Annotated in this window: 11 protein-coding genes and 1 tRNA gene; 7 read left to right on the top strand and 5 right to left on the bottom strand. The window is 60.6% G+C overall.

Translation table 11 applies throughout. The features are described 5' to 3' along the window. Positions 1-115 precede the first annotated feature (115 nt). The 4 genes from GVL52_RS08755 (at position 116) to GVL52_RS08740 (ending at position 1,862) form a co-directional block, all read left to right on the top strand. Positions 116-253, top strand: coding sequence for a hypothetical protein (locus tag GVL52_RS08755; protein WP_160005862.1), 138 nt, complete (start codon positions 116-118; stop codon positions 251-253). 97 nt (positions 254-350) lie between these two features. Continuing rightward, positions 351-426: transfer RNA gene (locus tag GVL52_RS08750), tRNA-Thr, on the top strand. A 113-nt stretch (positions 427-539) separates the two neighbouring features. Further along, positions 540-1,313 (top strand): NAD kinase, encoded by a 774-nt coding sequence (locus GVL52_RS08745; RefSeq protein ID WP_160005860.1) that lies wholly within the window; start codon positions 540-542, stop codon positions 1,311-1,313. 3 nt (positions 1,314-1,316) lie between these two features. Continuing rightward, on the top strand, positions 1,317-1,862 hold the full coding sequence (locus GVL52_RS08740) for a hypothetical protein (RefSeq protein WP_160005858.1): 546 nt from the start codon (positions 1,317-1,319) through the stop codon (positions 1,860-1,862). 69 nt (positions 1,863-1,931) lie between these two features. Here GVL52_RS08740 and prfB read toward each other — a convergent pair. The 3 genes from prfB to GVL52_RS08725 form a co-directional block, all read right to left on the bottom strand. After that, a protein-coding gene (prfB, locus tag GVL52_RS08735) for a peptide chain release factor 2 (protein WP_160005856.1) occupies positions 1,932-3,063 on the bottom strand; the annotation gives its coding sequence in 2 pieces (ribosomal slippage) (positions 1,932-2,993 and positions 2,995-3,063; 1,131 coding nt in all). Positions 3,064-3,163: 100 nt separating this feature from the next. Further along, positions 3,164-5,623, bottom strand: coding sequence for a penicillin-binding protein 1A (locus GVL52_RS08730; protein WP_160005854.1), 2,460 nt, complete (start codon positions 5,621-5,623; stop codon positions 3,164-3,166). A gap of 244 nt (positions 5,624-5,867) precedes the next feature. Further along, positions 5,868-7,094 carry an N-acetylmuramoyl-L-alanine amidase gene (locus GVL52_RS08725; protein ID WP_244619114.1) on the bottom strand — a complete coding sequence of 409 codons (1,227 nt, stop codon included), beginning with the start codon at positions 7,092-7,094 and terminating at the stop codon, positions 5,868-5,870. Between the two features lie 670 nt (positions 7,095-7,764). On the opposite strand from GVL52_RS08725, the gene GVL52_RS08720 reads away from it, so the two are divergent. Further along, positions 7,765-10,680, top strand: a complete 2,916-nt coding sequence (locus tag GVL52_RS08720; protein WP_160005850.1) for a ribonuclease E/G — start codon at positions 7,765-7,767, stop codon at positions 10,678-10,680. A gap of 460 nt (positions 10,681-11,140) precedes the next feature. Here the strand turns inward: GVL52_RS08720 and GVL52_RS08715 are convergent, their stop codons facing one another. Continuing rightward, entirely contained in the window at positions 11,141-12,244 is a 1,104-nt protein-coding gene (locus GVL52_RS08715) for a COX15/CtaA family protein (protein WP_160005848.1), read from the bottom strand. Between the two features lie 118 nt (positions 12,245-12,362). Between GVL52_RS08715 and GVL52_RS08710 the strand changes: the two genes are divergently transcribed. After that, a complete protein-coding gene (locus GVL52_RS08710) occupies positions 12,363-12,572 on the top strand; it encodes a DUF2842 domain-containing protein (RefSeq protein ID WP_160005846.1) in 210 nt (69 codons plus the stop codon). 118 nt (positions 12,573-12,690) lie between these two features. Beyond that, entirely contained in the window at positions 12,691-13,935 is a 1,245-nt protein-coding gene (locus GVL52_RS08705; RefSeq protein ID WP_160005844.1) for a GNAT family N-acetyltransferase, read from the top strand. Here the strand turns inward: GVL52_RS08705 and GVL52_RS08700 are convergent, their stop codons facing one another. Then, positions 13,936-16,107 (bottom strand): GumC family protein, encoded by a 2,172-nt coding sequence (locus tag GVL52_RS08700; protein WP_160005842.1) that lies wholly within the window; start codon positions 16,105-16,107, stop codon positions 13,936-13,938. Positions 16,108-16,281 lie beyond the last annotated feature (174 nt).

Below are 16,281 nucleotides of genomic sequence, written 5' to 3'. Positions count from 1 at the left end.
CACCAGCCCCAATCCCCAGCCGCCACCACCGCCCATGCAATAGGCGCCGAAATCGGCGCTGGGGAACCGAATAGCCCTGCTTGCGTTTCTCTCTCGATTTTGAAGGAGAATTCGCTTGCGAATAATGATCGTTGTCATCGCTCTGATGGTTGTCTCGGTTCTGAGCATTGCCACCATGCCCTCGTCGGGCGGCGGCATGGGTGAGAGCGGCGACCATCTGCAATCGAGCGTGCGCCAGACCGCTCAAAACTAGCGCTTGCGCAAACGCCTGTTGAAATCCATGAGCGAAATGAAATGTCGCGCGGATTTTTTCTTTACAGGACGGCAGAATCTGGTAATTGGCGGGCGTTGCCCTTGTAGCTCAGTTGGTAGAGCACCTGATTTGTAATCAGGGGGTCCCGGGTTCGAACCCTGGCGGGGGCACCATTTACTCCTTAGATGTTGAAATGAATGGCCTCGGCGCGCTGCCGCGACCTTAAAATGCCTTGTCGCGCCACGCCATTATCATTTAGCTAGGCGGACTTCATAAAGGGCATTGCATGAGCTTATCGTTTCAGACCCTCTGTTTCCTGGCTTCTCCGGCAAGCGAGGCGCTTGCCGCGCGCGACGAGTTGATTCGCCTTTATGGCGATGTTCCGGCCAAGGAAGCCGATGTGATCGTGGCGCTTGGCGGCGATGGCTTCATGCTGCAGACGCTGCATAGCACGATGAACTCCGGCAGGCTGGTCTACGGAATGAACCGCGGTTCCGTCGGTTTCCTGATGAACGAGTACCGGACGGACGCGTTGCGCGAGCGGATCAATGCAGCCGTCGAGAACACGTTCCGACCGCTTCGGATGACCACAGCGAATGCCGATGGGACCAGCGACACGGCGCTGGCGATCAACGAGGTGTCCCTGTTTCGCCAATCCTACCAGGCAGCCAAACTCAGGGTCGAGGTCGATGGCGTCGTGCGGCTGGAAGAGCTGATTTGCGACGGGCTGATGGTTGCCACGCCTGCCGGCTCTACGGCCTACAATCTTTCGGCACATGGACCAATCCTGCCTCTGGATGCACCGCTGCTCGCCATGACGCCGGTGAGCGCATTTCGTCCGCGCCGCTGGCGGGGGGCGCTGCTGCCGAACAAGGTAACCGTCGATATTCATATTCTCGAACCGGACAAGCGCCCGGTGAACGCGGTTGCCGACAATTCCGAGGTGAAATCGGTGCTGCATATCCGTATCGCCCAATCCGAACACATGACGGCCCGGATTCTTTCCGACCCTGACCGGTCGTGGTCGGACCGCATCCTTGCCGAGCAGTTCGAGGATTGAGCGATGGGCCGTCAGCGTTTGACACTATGCGCGTTGCTGGTGGCCGGATGGCCGCTTTTAGCACATGCCGACGATGCCGCAGATCCGATTCTGCCGGCTGCCATTACCTTTGCGACCAGCACGGGTTACTGGGAAGACGACGGCAGCGCGCCGGCCGTCGCACGGGCCCCGGTTCGAGGCTCGTCGCCTGCCGCCAACAGCGTGCCCGCAGCAGCGCCCCAGCCAGCGACAACACAGCCGAAAGCCCGGCATGGCTATTACAAGCTGTTTGCCGTTCGCCAATCCGATCGCACCGCCAAAGTCTACCTGCAGCAAATCGCGCAGACCGACACCGGGCCCGAGATCGTCTCGACGGTAGAAGTACAGGAATTGAACGATCTCAACCCTTATGTGACCGACATCCGCCCCGAAAACTCGACCGGCCGCCTGAACGAACCGGGCCTGTTCGCGATGGTCTACCTGAAGACCCATCCGGATGGTGACGCAGACAGCTGGACGGTCCTGATCGACGAATTCGGAGATATCAGCGTCGAAAAATCCGGCCACTGAAGCATCTCGCGATCGGAATCAAAAAAGGCCCCGCGTGGGGCCTTTTCGACATCTTCTGCATAGGATCGATCAATCGACGTCGTCGACCATGGCATCCGGCTTGCCGCTGATGCGATGCGCAAGCGCTGCTTCCATGAATTCGTTCAGTTCGCCGTCGAGCACATCGTCGGGTGCCGTGCTGGTGACGCCGGTGCGCAGGTCCTTGACCAACTGGTAGGGCTGCAGGACGTAGGAGCGGATCTGGTGGCCCCAGCCGATATCGGACTTGGAGGCCGCTTCGGCGCTGGCTGCGTCTTCACGCTTCTTCAGTTCGGCTTCGTACATGCGGGCACGCAGCATGTCCCACGCCTTGGCGCGGTTCTTGTGCTGCGAGCGTTCCTGCTGGCACTGCACGACGATGCCCGACGGAATATGCGTGATACGCACAGCCGAGTCCGTCGTGTTGACGTGCTGGCCGCCGGCGCCCGACGATCGGTAGGTGTCGATGCGGCAGTCGCCTTCGTTGATATCGATCTGGATCGAATCGTCGATGACGGGATAGACCCAGATGGACGAGAAGGACGTGTGGCGGCGCGCGTTGCTGTCGTATGGCGAGATGCGCACGAGGCGGTGAACGCCGGATTCCGTCTTCATCCAGCCATAGGCATTATGGCCCTTGACCAGAAGCGTCGCGGACTTGATGCCGGCTTCTTCGCCGTCATGCACTTCAAGCAGCTCAACCTTGTAGCGCTGGCGTTCGGCCCAGCGGGTGTACATGCGCAGAAGCATGTTCGCCCAATCCTGGCTTTCGGTGCCGCCGGCGCCGGAGTGAACTTCGATGTAGGTGTCGTTGCTGTCGGCCTCGCCTGAGAGCATGGCTTCGACCTGCTGGCGGGCAGCCTCCGTCCTCAGCGCCTTGAGCGCGTCTTCGGCTTCCTTGACGACATCTGCATCGCCTTCTTCCTCGCCCATCTCGATGAGCTCGATATTGTCGTTCAGCTGCTGTTCGAAGCGCTTCACGCCACTGATGCCGTCATCGAGCTGCTGGCGCTCGCGCATCAGCTTCTGTGCTTCGGTGGCATCGTTCCAGAGGTTGGGATCCTCTGACTTGTTGTTCAACCAGTCCAGTCGTCTTACCGCCTGATCCCAGTCAAAGATGCCTCCTCAGCAGGGTGATAGCCTGCTTGGTTTCATCAACTACGTTCTGGATTTCCGCTCGCATTTTTCCGCTTCTTTGCGTTGCCTTGAAAGTCGTCCGTCAAATAGTTGTGGCGGCCGCGGATGTAAAGAGCCGCGACCGCCACACGTATTTGCGCAAATGTTTAGTAGAGGCCGCCGGCGCCCGACTGGACCGCCTGGTTTGCCTGCGGCGAGGTCTTGAGGATTTCTTCCGGCGCCATCGTATTGTCCATGCCGATGACCGAGTAGCTGTCGGCAGGGCCGGTGCCGGGCTTGAAGGCTTCGATGATGGTGTTCGGATCACCCTGCGTCGCGGCCATGCCGGTCTTGCGGTCGATCGAGATCAGGTTCATGCCGGCCGGGATGACGAACTTAGAGACCGGCATGTCCTTGACAGCTGCCTGCATGAATTCGTTGAACACCGGCGCCGATAGCGAGCTGCCGGTGCCGCCGCGGCCGAGCGTCGATGGGCTGTCGAAGCCGATATAGAGGCCGGCAACGAGATCGGGCGTAAAGCCGACGAACCAGGCATCCTTTTCATCGTTGGTGGTGCCGGTCTTGCCGGCAACATCGCGCTCGCCGAGCTGAACCTTGCCGGCGGCGGTGCCACGCTGAATGACGCCCTGCATCATCGAGGTGATCTGGTAGGAGGTCATCGGATCGAGAACGGTTTCGCGGTTATCGACCACGTTCGGCTCGTCCTGGTTCTGCCAGTCGCTGGCATTGCAGCCTTCGCAGACGCGCTCTTCGTGCTTGAAGATGGTCTTGCCGTAACGGTCCTGGATACGGTCGATCAGGGTCGGCTTGATCTGCTTTCCGCCATTGGCAAGGACAGAATAGGCCGAGACCATGCGCAGCACCGTCGTTTCGCCGGAGCCGAGCGACATGGCAAGAACCGGCATCATGTGATCGTAGATGCCGAAACGTTCGGCATATTCGGCGACGACATTCATGCCGAGGTCGTTGGCGAGGCGCACGGTCATACGGTTGCGCGAGTGCTCGATGGCGAAGCGCAGCGTGTTGGCGCCACCGCCCTCGCCTTCATAGTTGTCAGGTGCCCAGACCTGGCCGTTGCCGGTCTGGATCTCCAGCGGATCGTCGCTGACGACAGAGGCCGGCGTGTAGCCGTTGTCCATGGCGGCTGCGTAGACGAATGGCTTGAAGGAAGAACCCGGCTGGCGCATGGCCTGCGTGGCGCGGTTGAATTCCGACTGGGCGTAGGAAAAGCCGCCGACCATGGCCAGCACGCGGCCGGTCTTCGGGTCCATCGCCACGAAACCGCCGCCGACCTTTGGCGGCTGGCGCAGGCGATAGGATGTCGAGCTGTCGCCGCCGAGGCGTTCGACGAACACGACGTCGCCGGCAGACAGCACGCCCTGCGGCGACTTGGCGGTCTTGCCGCCGGTTGCCGAGCGATAGGCCCACTGCATGTTCTTTGCTTCGATGACGCCGCGCTCGCGTTCGGCCGGAACCTTGCCGGCACCGTCCTTTTGCGGCTGCAAGCCGACATCGACGCTGTCGTCGGCAACGGCCAGCACGACGGCCAGCTGCCATTCCGGCACATCCGAGAGCGCCGGGATGTCGGCGAGCGCCTTGCCCCAGTCGGATGTCGTGTCGATCTGCTTCAGCGGCCCGTGGAAACCGCGGCGCTCATCATAGGTGATCAGGCCATCCTGCAGCGCCTTGCGGGCAAAGACCTGCAATTGCGGGTCAAACGAGGTGCGGACGGACAGGCCACCTTCATAGAGAGACTTTTCGCCATACTGGTCTATCAACTGGCGGCGGACGGCTTCGGCGAAGTAGCCGGAGGCAAACAGAGAGGGACCGCTGTTGCGGCCGGTGACGCCCAGCGGCTGCGTCTTGGCTTCGGCACCATCCGACGGGCTGACATAGCCGTTTTCGACCATGCGATCGATGACCCAGTTGCGGCGCTCAAGGGCAGCCTCGGGGTGGCGGAATGGATGATAGTTTGCCGGGCCCTTGGGGAGCGATGCGAGGTAGGCCGCTTCAGAGATGCTGAGCTCGGTGACCGACTTGTCGAAATAGGTGAGTGCAGCGCTGGCGATGCCGTAGGAATTCAGGCCGAAGAAGATCTCGTTGAGATAAAGCTCAAGGATCTTGTCCTTGCTATACGCCTGCTCGATACGGAACGAGAGGATGGCTTCCTTGATCTTGCGGTCGATCGTCTGGTCCGATGTCAGAAGGAAGTTCTTGGCAACCTGCTGGGTGATGGTCGAAGCGCCGACCGGGCGGCGGCCGGAGCCGAAATTCTGCAAGTTGACGAGAACGGCACGTCCAAGGCCGGTCAGATCGACGCCCGGATGATTGTAGAAATTCTTGTCTTCGGCAGAGAGGAAGGCAGCCTTGACGCGATCGGGAATAGCCTGGATCGGCAGGAACAGGCGGCGCTCCTTGGCGTATTCGGCCATCAGCGCACCGTTGCCGGCATGCACACGCGTCGTCACCGGCGGCGCGTAGCTGCTCAGCACGGCGTAATCGGGGAGATCCTTCGCGACGTTGGACAGGTAGATCGCAACGACCGCCGCCACGCCCAGGAACAGGACGCAAGCCGCTCCGAAGAAATATCCAAGAAGTCTGATCATATCTTAAGCTACCGGTATCTCAATTGTCGATCGGCGCGCGCATAACAATCGCATGGATCGTGGCATTTTGCACGTTGCGCGAATTACTCCATGCGCGTTGCGGCCACAAGCCAATTCCGTTTTGCACATGGAAACATAGCCGTGAGTAATGGCGTCAATGTGAGGAAAGTAGGGCTATTGCCTGCAATTCCCACCGTCGTACACCGTTACATCAGGAAAGTGTCACATCTCGGCCACGCCCCATTCAGCCGCCATTGGCGACCATCGCGGCGCGATAGTGCTTTACGGCCTCGGTCAGCAGGCCACCCATCTTCGTTCGCCAGGCATCGTCCAACAGCAGTTTCTCATCTTCCCGGTTGGAGAGAAAACCGAGTTCCAAGAGGATCGAGGGAACATCCGGCGCCTGCAGGACGCGGAAACCGGCATGACGATGCGGGTTGTTGATGGTGCCGACCTGATCCTTGAAGGACGCCAGCACGCTTTCGGCCAGCGAGATCGAGAAGGCCTGGGTTTCCCGGCGCGTCAGGTCGAGCAGGATGTCGGCCACTTCGGGTGGTTCCGTTGTCGTCGCCGTGCCGGCAATCTGGTCGGAGAGGTTTTCGCGATCGGCAAGATCGGCGGCGAGCTTGTCGGATGCCTTGTCGGAGATGGTGTAGACGGTGGCGCCGCGAATATCCTTCTGGCGCAGCGTGTCGGCATGCATCGAGACGAAGAGTGCCGCATGGTTCTGCCGGGCGATCTCGACGCGTTGAGACAAGGACAGGAACGAATCATCCGTGCGCGTCAGAAACGCCTTGATGCCGGGCTCACGGTTCAGCCGATCAGCCAGTATCCTGGCGAAGGCGAGCGTGACGTCCTTCTCCTGGGTCTTGGTATCAACGCCAATGGCGCCGGTATCGATGCCGCCGTGCCCCGCATCCACGGCGACGATAAAATCGCCGCTGCCGGGCTTTTCAGGCGAAGGGATGGTGCTGGTGGTCTGCGATGACGGCTGCTCGTCCCATGACTGGGCTTTGACCAGTTCGTCGAACTTCGCCTTGTCTGTCATCTCGGCTTCGAGCACGAGACGCTGGCCCTTGCCGCCCTCATCGACCTGGACCTTTGCCAAGCCGATACGAACCGGCTTCGTCGCCGTCAACACGATGCGGGCGCTGTCCTCGTCCATCGTGCCGTATCGAATGTCCTTGAAGAGCCCCCTCGCCTCGAGATCCTTCGCAGGAAAACCGAAGGCGGTGGCCGGGAGATCGATCACCACACGTTCGGGGTTGGCGATGTAGTGGATCGAAAACGTCGGCGGCCGGTCGAAATCGATGACGATACGGGTTCTGGCGTCGTCGCCGACGATGCGCGCGCCATAGGCAAGCAGCCGCTTTTCACCGGCGGCCAGGGCAATATGGCTGACAAGCGAAGCCGATGCCGTTGCTGCCACAGCGACTGCAAACAGCCACGCCCTGATTCTTTTCGTCCGCAATCCGGATTTTACCGGTGCGCGCCGCGTTCCGTTACACAACCGACTGCCATACCCCAATTGCCATGAATGCCTGACGCCTGCGATACACGCGATTGCGACAGAGAACAATTGCCACAGTCATCGCGACCGAATTGCCTCGTCCAGCGCTATTTTTTATGCGCCTGCAAATCCATCAATATTATGGCACATTTGGCTTTTCCCTTGCTATTGTGACGGAGAAAACATACAAGCAATTTCAGGGTAGAAGCACTGACGGGATAGAGTCGCCGACAAGGCAGCCAACCGCATAGGACCTGGCGCCACAACCGGCAATCGTCCGCCGTCTTACATGCTGACACTCGACAATGGATCCTGAATTTTCCGGATTACGCGGAAACTTCATCGGTGGATTGCCACCAACCGCTCTTTAAAGAGAGAGCAAACTCATCGGACCTGAATAAGGTCTTTGTTTTGTCGATCTCGCTTGGTCTTTGATGGTGTCGCAGCAGGTTTTATCTGAAGTCTACAGGCCCCGGGAGAAAAGTTTCCCCGCTGCTGTCTGGCTGCTGCCTTCCACACCGCACCAATCGCGACTTTCACTATCCGGCGCTGCTATGACGGACCGCACTCTTTCTGCCTTATCGACAGTGGAGCATGCTGACGTTCGACTGCGCCGAGGAGCTCAGCTTACATGGCAGACAAAATGCTTATCGACGCGTCTCACGAGGAAGAGACGCGCGTCGTTGTCGTTCGCGGAAACCGCATAGAAGAATTTGACTTCGAATCTGAACACAAGAAGCAAATTCGCGGCAACATCTACCTCGCAAAGGTAACGAGGGTCGAGCCCTCGCTACAGGCCGCTTTCGTCGATTACGGCGGCAACCGGCATGGCTTCCTGGCCTTTGCCGAAATCCACCCCGACTATTACCAGATCCCGCTGGCGGACCGTCAGGCCCTGCTGCGCGCCGAAGCTGAAGAGCATCGCCGCGACGACGACGTCGAGCACGTCGAAACAGCGCCGATGAACGATCCGGCCAACCAGGAACAGCCCGACATCGGAATCGTCTCCCGGGACGAGCCGGTTGCAGAGGTCGTCGAGAACGCTGAAGCCGCCGAGGTGGTTGAAGCTGCGGAAGAAGCGCCTGTGAAGAAGGCTGCCAAGCCGCGCCGCAGCCGCAAGAAGGTTGTTCCGGCTGCTGAAGCCGAAGCGACCGGCGAAGCCGACGCTGCTGCTTCGTCCGACGACGAGGGCTCCAATGGTGGCGAAATGGCTGCCATGGTCGAGACCGACACGATCTCCGAAGACGTCGATGCACGCCGCCGCGGCGGTGACGACGAAGACGACGACGATCATGATCACGAAGAAGAAGTGATCGAGAACGTCGGCGCCGAAGATGCGATGGAAGAAGTTCCAGATCGCGTGCAGCGCAAGCCGCGCAAGCAGTACCGCATCCAGGAAGTCATCAAGCGTCGCCAGATCCTGCTCGTTCAGGTCGCCAAGGAAGAACGTGGCAACAAGGGCGCTGCCCTCACCACCTACCTTTCGCTGGCAGGCCGTTACTCGGTTCTGATGCCGAACACCGCACGGGGCGGCGGTATCTCCCGCAAGATCACCAACCCGCAGGACCGCAAGCGCCTGAAGGAAATCGCACGGATGCTGGAAGTGCCGCAGGGCATGGGCGTCATCCTGCGCACCGCCGGCGCCAACCGCACCAAGGTCGAAGTCAAGCGCGACTTCGAATACCTGATGCGCCTTTGGGAAAACGTCCGCACGCTGACGCTCGCATCGACCGCCCCTTGCCTCGTTTACGAGGAAGGCTCGCTGATCAAGCGCTCGATCCGCGACCTGTATAACAAGGACATCAGCGAGATCATCGTTTCCGGCGAAGAAGGCTATCGTGAAGCGAAAGACTTCATGAAGATGCTGATGCCGAGCCACGCCAAGGTGGTTCAGCCTTACCGCGACATTCACCCGATCTACGCGCGTTCCGGCATCGAAGCGCAGCTCGACCGGATGCTGCAGCCGCAGGTGACGCTGAAGTCGGGTGGCTACCTGATCCTGAACCAGACGGAAGCGCTGGTTTCGATCGACGTCAACTCGGGCCGTTCGACCCGCGAGCACTCGATCGAAGACACCGCTCTGCAGACGAACCTTGAAGCCGCAGACGAAGTTGCCCGTCAGCTTCGCCTTCGCGACCTTGCAGGCCTCGTCGTCATCGACTTCATCGACATGGAAGAAAAGCGCAACAACCGCGCCGTCGAGAAGAAGCTGAAGGAATGCCTGAAGAACGACCGCGCCCGTATCCAGGTCGGCCGCATCTCGCATTTCGGCCTGCTCGAAATGTCGCGCCAGCGTATTCGCGCTTCGGTTCTCGAATCGACCACCCAGGTCTGCTCGCATTGCGGCGGCAGCGGTCACGTTCGTTCGCAGTCCTCCGTTGCGCTGCACGTGCTGCGCGGTATCGAAGAATATCTGCTGAAGAACACGACGCACGATATCACGGTCCGCACCACGCCCGAGATCGCGCTCTACCTGCTGAACCACAAGCGCCAGACGATCATCGATTATGAAGCCCGCTTCGGCGTCGCGATCATCATCGATGCCGATGGCGCCGTCGGTGCGCAGCACTTCGCGATCGATCGCGGTGAGGCTGTCGAGAACCCCGTCAAGATCGAAACACTCTTCAACTTTGCTGCCATTCCTGAAGACGACGACGATGATGTCGTCATCGAGATGGATGAGGACGAAGACGAAGAGATGGAAGAGAAGCCAGCTGCTACGGCTGAACGCCCGGCTGCTGCTGCCCGTACCGAGGGCGAAGGTGATGGCCGCAAGCGCAAGCGTCGCCGGCGTCGTCGTGGTCGCAATGGCGGCACCGAGCAGCAGGCTTCCGACGAGGCCGGCTCCGAGCAGGCTGGCGATGAAGACGACGGTGACGAAGACGGTGATGATGCCGACAATGCATCCGCTTCCGACGCCACAGAAGATCGCGCCGAAGGCGACGACGCACAGCGCCGCAAGCGCCGCCGTCGTGGCAAGCGGGGCGGTCGTCGCAACCGTGAAGACGGTGTTGAAGGCGCAGAAGGCGGCGACGAGAGCGCCGACAGCGAAGGTGGCGTCGATGACGTTGCTGCCGCTGCCGAGATCGCTGACACAGCGGAGACGATCGATGCACCTGCTGCCGTTAATGCGCCTGTAGAGGTTGTCGTCGAGGCTGTTGCTGAAGAGGCTGTCGAAGCTCAGTCAGCCATGGCCGCTGTCGAAACCGGCGCGTCTGTGACTGAAGACGTGAAGCCGAAGCGTGCTCGTCGTAGCCGCAAGGCGTCCCCGGTCGAAGAGCCTGTGATCGAAGCCGAAGTGGCGCCAGTGACTGAAGTTGCTGCCGCACCGGTCGCCGAAGTGGCTCCCGCAGCTGAGCCGGAAACGGCTGAGGCTGTTGCCGACCTCGAAGCGCCCGCTGACGAAGATGCAAAGCCTGTCCGCGCCAACCGCGGATCGAACATCTCATCCTCCGAGCCGACTGTGAAGTCGTCGAGCGCCGAAGCCACCGATGGCGACGGCAAGCCTAAGAAAGCTGGCTGGTGGCAGCGCCGCGGTTTTTTCTGAGATTGATTTTCGGACGTGGCTGATTGAAATCCGGCTGCGGTGACGCGGCCGGATTTTTTCGTTTGGGGTGCTGGATTGGAGAGGCAGAAGCTGCTTCCAACTACAAAGCAGGCGGCAGCGGATCTTTGTGGAACGGGCAGTGGCCGATCGTATCGATACACGGCTCTGCCGGCCTATCCGCTGGAGCTTTCCACGAGGCCGGACTCTCGCGTTTCGATCTGATCTCTGGCTTCGTCGTCAGGCAACAGTAGGATGGAAGCGCCGCTCCGATCCTTACGCCATAACGGGATATCCCGTGCTTGCGGGAGTGCTCGCGTGCTGGCGCCTGCCGCCGAGATGCCGCAGGGCCGTCAGCGTCGTCGCCGATATCCATCCACCGGCCGGTTGGCGCTTGCCGGTGAGGTAACGCGACCGCACCTTGCCCAAGCCACGGCGATATCCACCGCGGCAAAGCGCCATATCAATCGCGTTCGGAAATAGTCGTTACGTGCGGATACTCGCCGTAGAAACCGCGCCAGTTCGCCAGCGCGAAGCCGAAGACAACCAGAGCGCCGCCCTGATGCAGCAACCCCAGGTCAAGCGGCACCTGCATCAGCAGCGTAGCGATCCCTATCAACGCCTGGAGCATCACGAGCACGAAGAGCACCACCGCACGGCGCGCATGCGTCGTCGAGGGCGCGGCGTTGAGCGTAATGATCATGTTGAGGAAGGTCACGGCCAGAAGCGCGTAGGCGCCGAGGCGGTGGATGAACTGCACGGTCTTCGGGTTTTCAAAGAAGTTGATCCAGGCAGGATGCTGGATCAGGAGATCCGAGGGCACGATGGCGCCGTCCATCAATGGCCAGGTATTGTAGCTGAACCCGGCATCGAGGCCCGCGACCAGGGCACCGAGATAGATCTGGAAGAGCGTCATGGCTGCGATCACGCCAGCCCAGATATGGGCATTTCTCGTCGGCGGTGCATCGTCGGAATGCGGCGTCAGGGCACGCATGATCCACATGCACGATGCGAAGATCAGGCAGGCCATGACGAGATGGGTCGCGAGACGGTACTGGCTGACATCGGTGCGCGCGGTCAGGCCCGACGAGACCATCCACCAGCCGACGGCCCCCTGAAACCCGCCAAGTGCCAGGATGCCAACCAGCGGCCAGCGCAGACGTTTCTCGATCCTGCCGGTCGCCCAGAAGTAGAGCAGCGGCAGCGCGAAGATGATGCCGATGCCGCGCGCAATCAGGCGGTGCGCCCATTCCCACCAGAAGATACCCTTGAACTGATCGACCGTCATATCGCTGTTCAACTGCTGGAACTCGGGAATGCGCTGATAGAGCTTGAATTCCTCTTCCCACCCGGCGGCGTTCAGCGGCGGGATAACGCCGTGGATCGGCTTCCATTCGGTGATAGACAGGCCGGAATTGGTCAGCCTCGTGGCGCCGCCGACAATCACCAGACAGAACAGCGCCAGGAGAACGAAGCCGAGCCATATTCGCACAGCCCGACGATTGCCGTCCTGCCTGCGCACCTGGCGCAAGATTTCCTGTTCGGTGGTGATATCGGCGACGGCCATGGGAGGACTCCTTCGTTCCGACAGTTGATTTGCCTTAGCCACTGATGCAAAACAAGCCTGAACATTTGCGGCATGCCGTCGCGGTGGCCTGCACAAGTCCCATACCGGAATTCAACAGATGCCCGTCCGCCTTCGCAAGTTCATCGGCACCATCCTCATCGTCGTCCTCGTGCTTTTCTATGCGCTGATCGCAAACACGATCGCTGTTGCCACCCTCGGCAATGCGCCGTGGTGGGGTCACCTGCTCTATTTCTCGCTGACCGGGCTGCTCTGGGTGCTGCCGGCGATGGTGATCATCAAGTGGATGGCTGGTCCGAAGCAGCAATAGGAATTAATCACGGGATAACCGTGATTGACGGAAAAGGCGGCAGCAGCCTTCTCATAAACGATATTGATGCTCACCTTCTCTATTTTCCTGGCTCAGCACTTTTGACCGGAGAACGCCCGTGCAGACGCAGAAGCTTCCAGTCGGCTCCGCGCCGCGTGACATCGCACCAGATGCCGATGCGGGTGTCGCGAAGCTGAGAGAGCTGAATGCAAGGCTTGCCGTCGATGCCATCGAGGTCGACTTTGTCGACTCGATGCAGGAGATCGAGCAGGACTGGCGTGCGCTCGAGCGCGACAATCTGAATTCGCTGCATCAGGGCTACGACTGGTGTGCGTCCTGGGCCAAAGCCTACGGCAATCCGCTTGCGATCATCAGAGGCCGGGCGGGCGGGCGAACCATCTTTATCCTTCCGGTGGAGATCGTCCGATCGCGCGGAGTCAGGATTGCCAAGTTTATCGGCGCCGATCACAGCAACATCAACACCGGTCTGTTCTCAGCCGATTTTGCCGAGGCCAGCGACGCACTCGATGCGCGTCGGTTTACAGCGCAATTTTCCGGCGCGCTTTCCGGCCAGGCAGATCTGTTGCTGCTGCAGAACATTCCGCTGATATGGCGTGGGCGGGCCAATCCCCTTGCGATGCTGCCGATGGTGCAAAACCAGAACCATGCCTATCAGCTGCCGCTGTTCGACAGCATGGAAACCACGCTCAAGCAGTTGAACGCGAAGAACCGCCGAAAGAAATTCCGGGTCCAGTCGAAGCGGCTGGAGGAACTGGGTGGCTTCGATTATGTCGCTGGCGGAAATATCGAGGATCAGCACGCGCTCCTCGATCAATTCTTCCGGCTGAAGGGCGAACGCTTCAAGGCGATGGGCCTGCCTGATGTGTTTGCCGATGCGGAGACGGAGGCGTTCCTTCATGGCGCCATCGATATCCGCGACGCGGACCATGGTCTGTGCGGTCTCGAGATGCATGCGATCCAGCTGAAGGGCGAACATGCCGGCCATCTGGCAGCGATCGCCGGCATTTCACGGAAAGGCGATCATGTGATCTGCCAGTTCAGTGCGATCGACGAGAGTGTCGCGGCGGATGCGAGCCCGGGAGAGTTCCTGTTCTGGCAGATGATATCCGGACTACACGGCAAGGGCGTCAGCCTGTTCGACTTCGGGCTCGGCGATCAGGGCTACAAGCGCTCCTGGGCACCTGCCGAGACCGAACATCATGACGTGGTCCTGCCGATCACCGCCCGCGGCATGGCTGCAGGCGCGGTGCACCGGGCCATTACCCGCAGCAAGGCCTATATCAAATCACAGCAGCGGCTATACCGGGCCGCCCAGCGCCTGCGCAGGTTTGTCGGCGTCTGATCAGGCCGCCTGCTGGGCAATGGCTGTATCGGCGTCGTCGTTGCCGCCGGACATCAGCACGACGCGCTCGTAACCCGCCTCTTCGAAGCTGGTCATTGCCGCGACGAATTCGCTCTCGACGATTTCAGGCATCGACAGGATAATCTCCACCGTCTTGCTCTGGGTCAGCCTGGAAACGCCTGCGACATCGGCCGCGCCGCATTCCACGAGCACCAGATCATAGGCCGACGACAGAGCATCCAGCAGCAGGGAAAGACGGTCCGCACCACGCATGGCGCGCCGCATATCGCTGACACCCTGCGGAATGAAGTGGGCGTCGGAGATGTGATCGCCATGAATGGTATCGCCAAACGCCGCCTCGCCGCAAAGCAGGTCGGTGACACCGGGGAGCGAACGCCCCTGCGCCATCAGATCGGTCGGGTAGCCGGAGCCGGTCATGTCGACCAGAACGACACGCGCGCCTGACGAGGCGAGCCTGCGTGCAAGCGAGACCGTCGCCGCCGAACCATTGTCACCAGTCGGTGAAATTGCGATGGCAAGCGGTGCGCGGCTGCCGATCAGATAGTGCGCGACAGAGGCCACGGAGAATTCGTTGTCATCCTCCGGCTCTTCGTCAACGACCTCATCGGCAGGGTCTTCCTCCGCTTCCTCTTCAGGCACAGCGAGCATGCTCGGCGTTACCAGGCGCGTCGGCTGTGTGGGAGGCACCTGCGATGTGGAGGCTGCAGGGTCGATGATCTCGTCCTCGGCACGCTCTTCGACTTGCGGGACCGAAGTCGGGCGCAATGCACGGCCGCTGAACAGTTCCGCCAGCATGATCGCAATCGACGTCAGGATGAAGGTCGCAACGGCTGCGACGACGACGATCGGCACGACCTTGGGGAAATACGGATCGACAGGCTGGATGGCGTTCGAGACGATTCGGGCATCGGCCGGGCTGGAATTCTTGTCGGCGCGCGAGGCAGCCTCGCGGAAGCGCGACAGGTAGGTTTCAAGCAGTTGGCGCTGGGCTGTCGCTTCGCGCTCGAGCGCGTTCAGACCGACTTCGTCTTCGCCTGCCTGGGCGCTGTTGGCCTTGACCTTGTTGGATTGCTGATCGAGTTCCTGTTCGCGAAGCGTCGCGACCTTGGCCTCGTTTTCGATGCTCGCCAGAATCTTCTGCGTTTCCTGACGAATCTGCGTCTTGATGTCGGCAAGCTGGGCGCGCAGGCTCTTCAGACGCGGATGGTTGTTGAGCAAGGATGTCTGCAGATCGGAAATCTGCGATTGCAGGCCGGATTCCGTGCCCTTCAGGCGCTGGATCGACTGCGATGACATGATGTCCTGCAGCGTATCGGAGGGTTCGCCGGAGGACAGGGCGTTGCGGACCGACTGGGCACGCGCCTCGGCATTGGCCCTCTCGCCGCGAACACGCGTCAGCTCTGCCGAGACGTCATTGAGCTGCTGGGTCTGGAAATTGCCGCCGCCGTTGGTTGGCAGCAGGCCGTGCTCGGCGCGATATTCGGCAACCTTGCGCTCGGCGTCGCTGACCTTGGTGCGCAGGGTATCGATCTCCGGCTCCAGCCAGCGCGTGGCTTCCGAGTTGGAGTCGAGCTTTGCGCCGCTTTGCTTTGAGAGATAGGTTGCCGCCATTGCGTTCGGGATCGTCGCAGCGAGCGTTGGGTCCTTTGAGGTGAAGGTGATGCCGATGACCCGCGAGCCCGGCACCTGATAGACCTGCAAACGCTCGACGAAGGCATCGATGACGCGCTCTTCGGGCGGATTTTCGAGCGGGCTCTTCTTCAGATGAAGGGCGATCAGGATGTCGCCGAGCGCGGAGCTGTTGGCCGCCGCATCGAATTCTGGAAGATCGTAGAGCTTCTGGCTGCTGATGACCTGCTTGATCAGATCGGCAGATTGGAGGAGCTGTACCTGGCTGGCGATATTCAGTTCATCAAGGAGCGGGCTCGCGCTCGCATCCGTCGTCTGTGCTGTGGCAAAGGCCGGTGCGCGCGGCTCGATCAGGATGCGCGTTTCGCTGCGATACTTCGGCGAGATCATCTTGGCGCCGGTAAAGGCGACCCCTGCCCCGAGCAGCGTGATGGCCACGACCTTCAGCCGACGGGCCCAAACGCCACGGACCAGCTGGCCAAGATCGATATCAACGTCCTGATGACCCACTACGCCGGACATGCTCGCACTCCAAGAACAAAGGTGCCGCAAGGGTAAACGACTATAGTAACCCAACAGTTAATGTTTGCCGGTGTCGCCGCCCGGCGCTCCCTGCATAAGAAAAAGCGAAATTGCCGGCCGCCTTTACCGGTCATTAACCCTAACGGATCGATAACGGAGGGAAGAAGTTCGTTT

The organism is Rhizobium sp. 18055 (assembly GCF_902706285.1).
GTDB lineage: Bacteria > Pseudomonadota > Alphaproteobacteria > Rhizobiales > Rhizobiaceae > Rhizobium.
The sequence above is the reverse complement of the archived record's forward strand: the minus strand, read 5'-3'. Positions and strand labels throughout refer to the sequence as shown.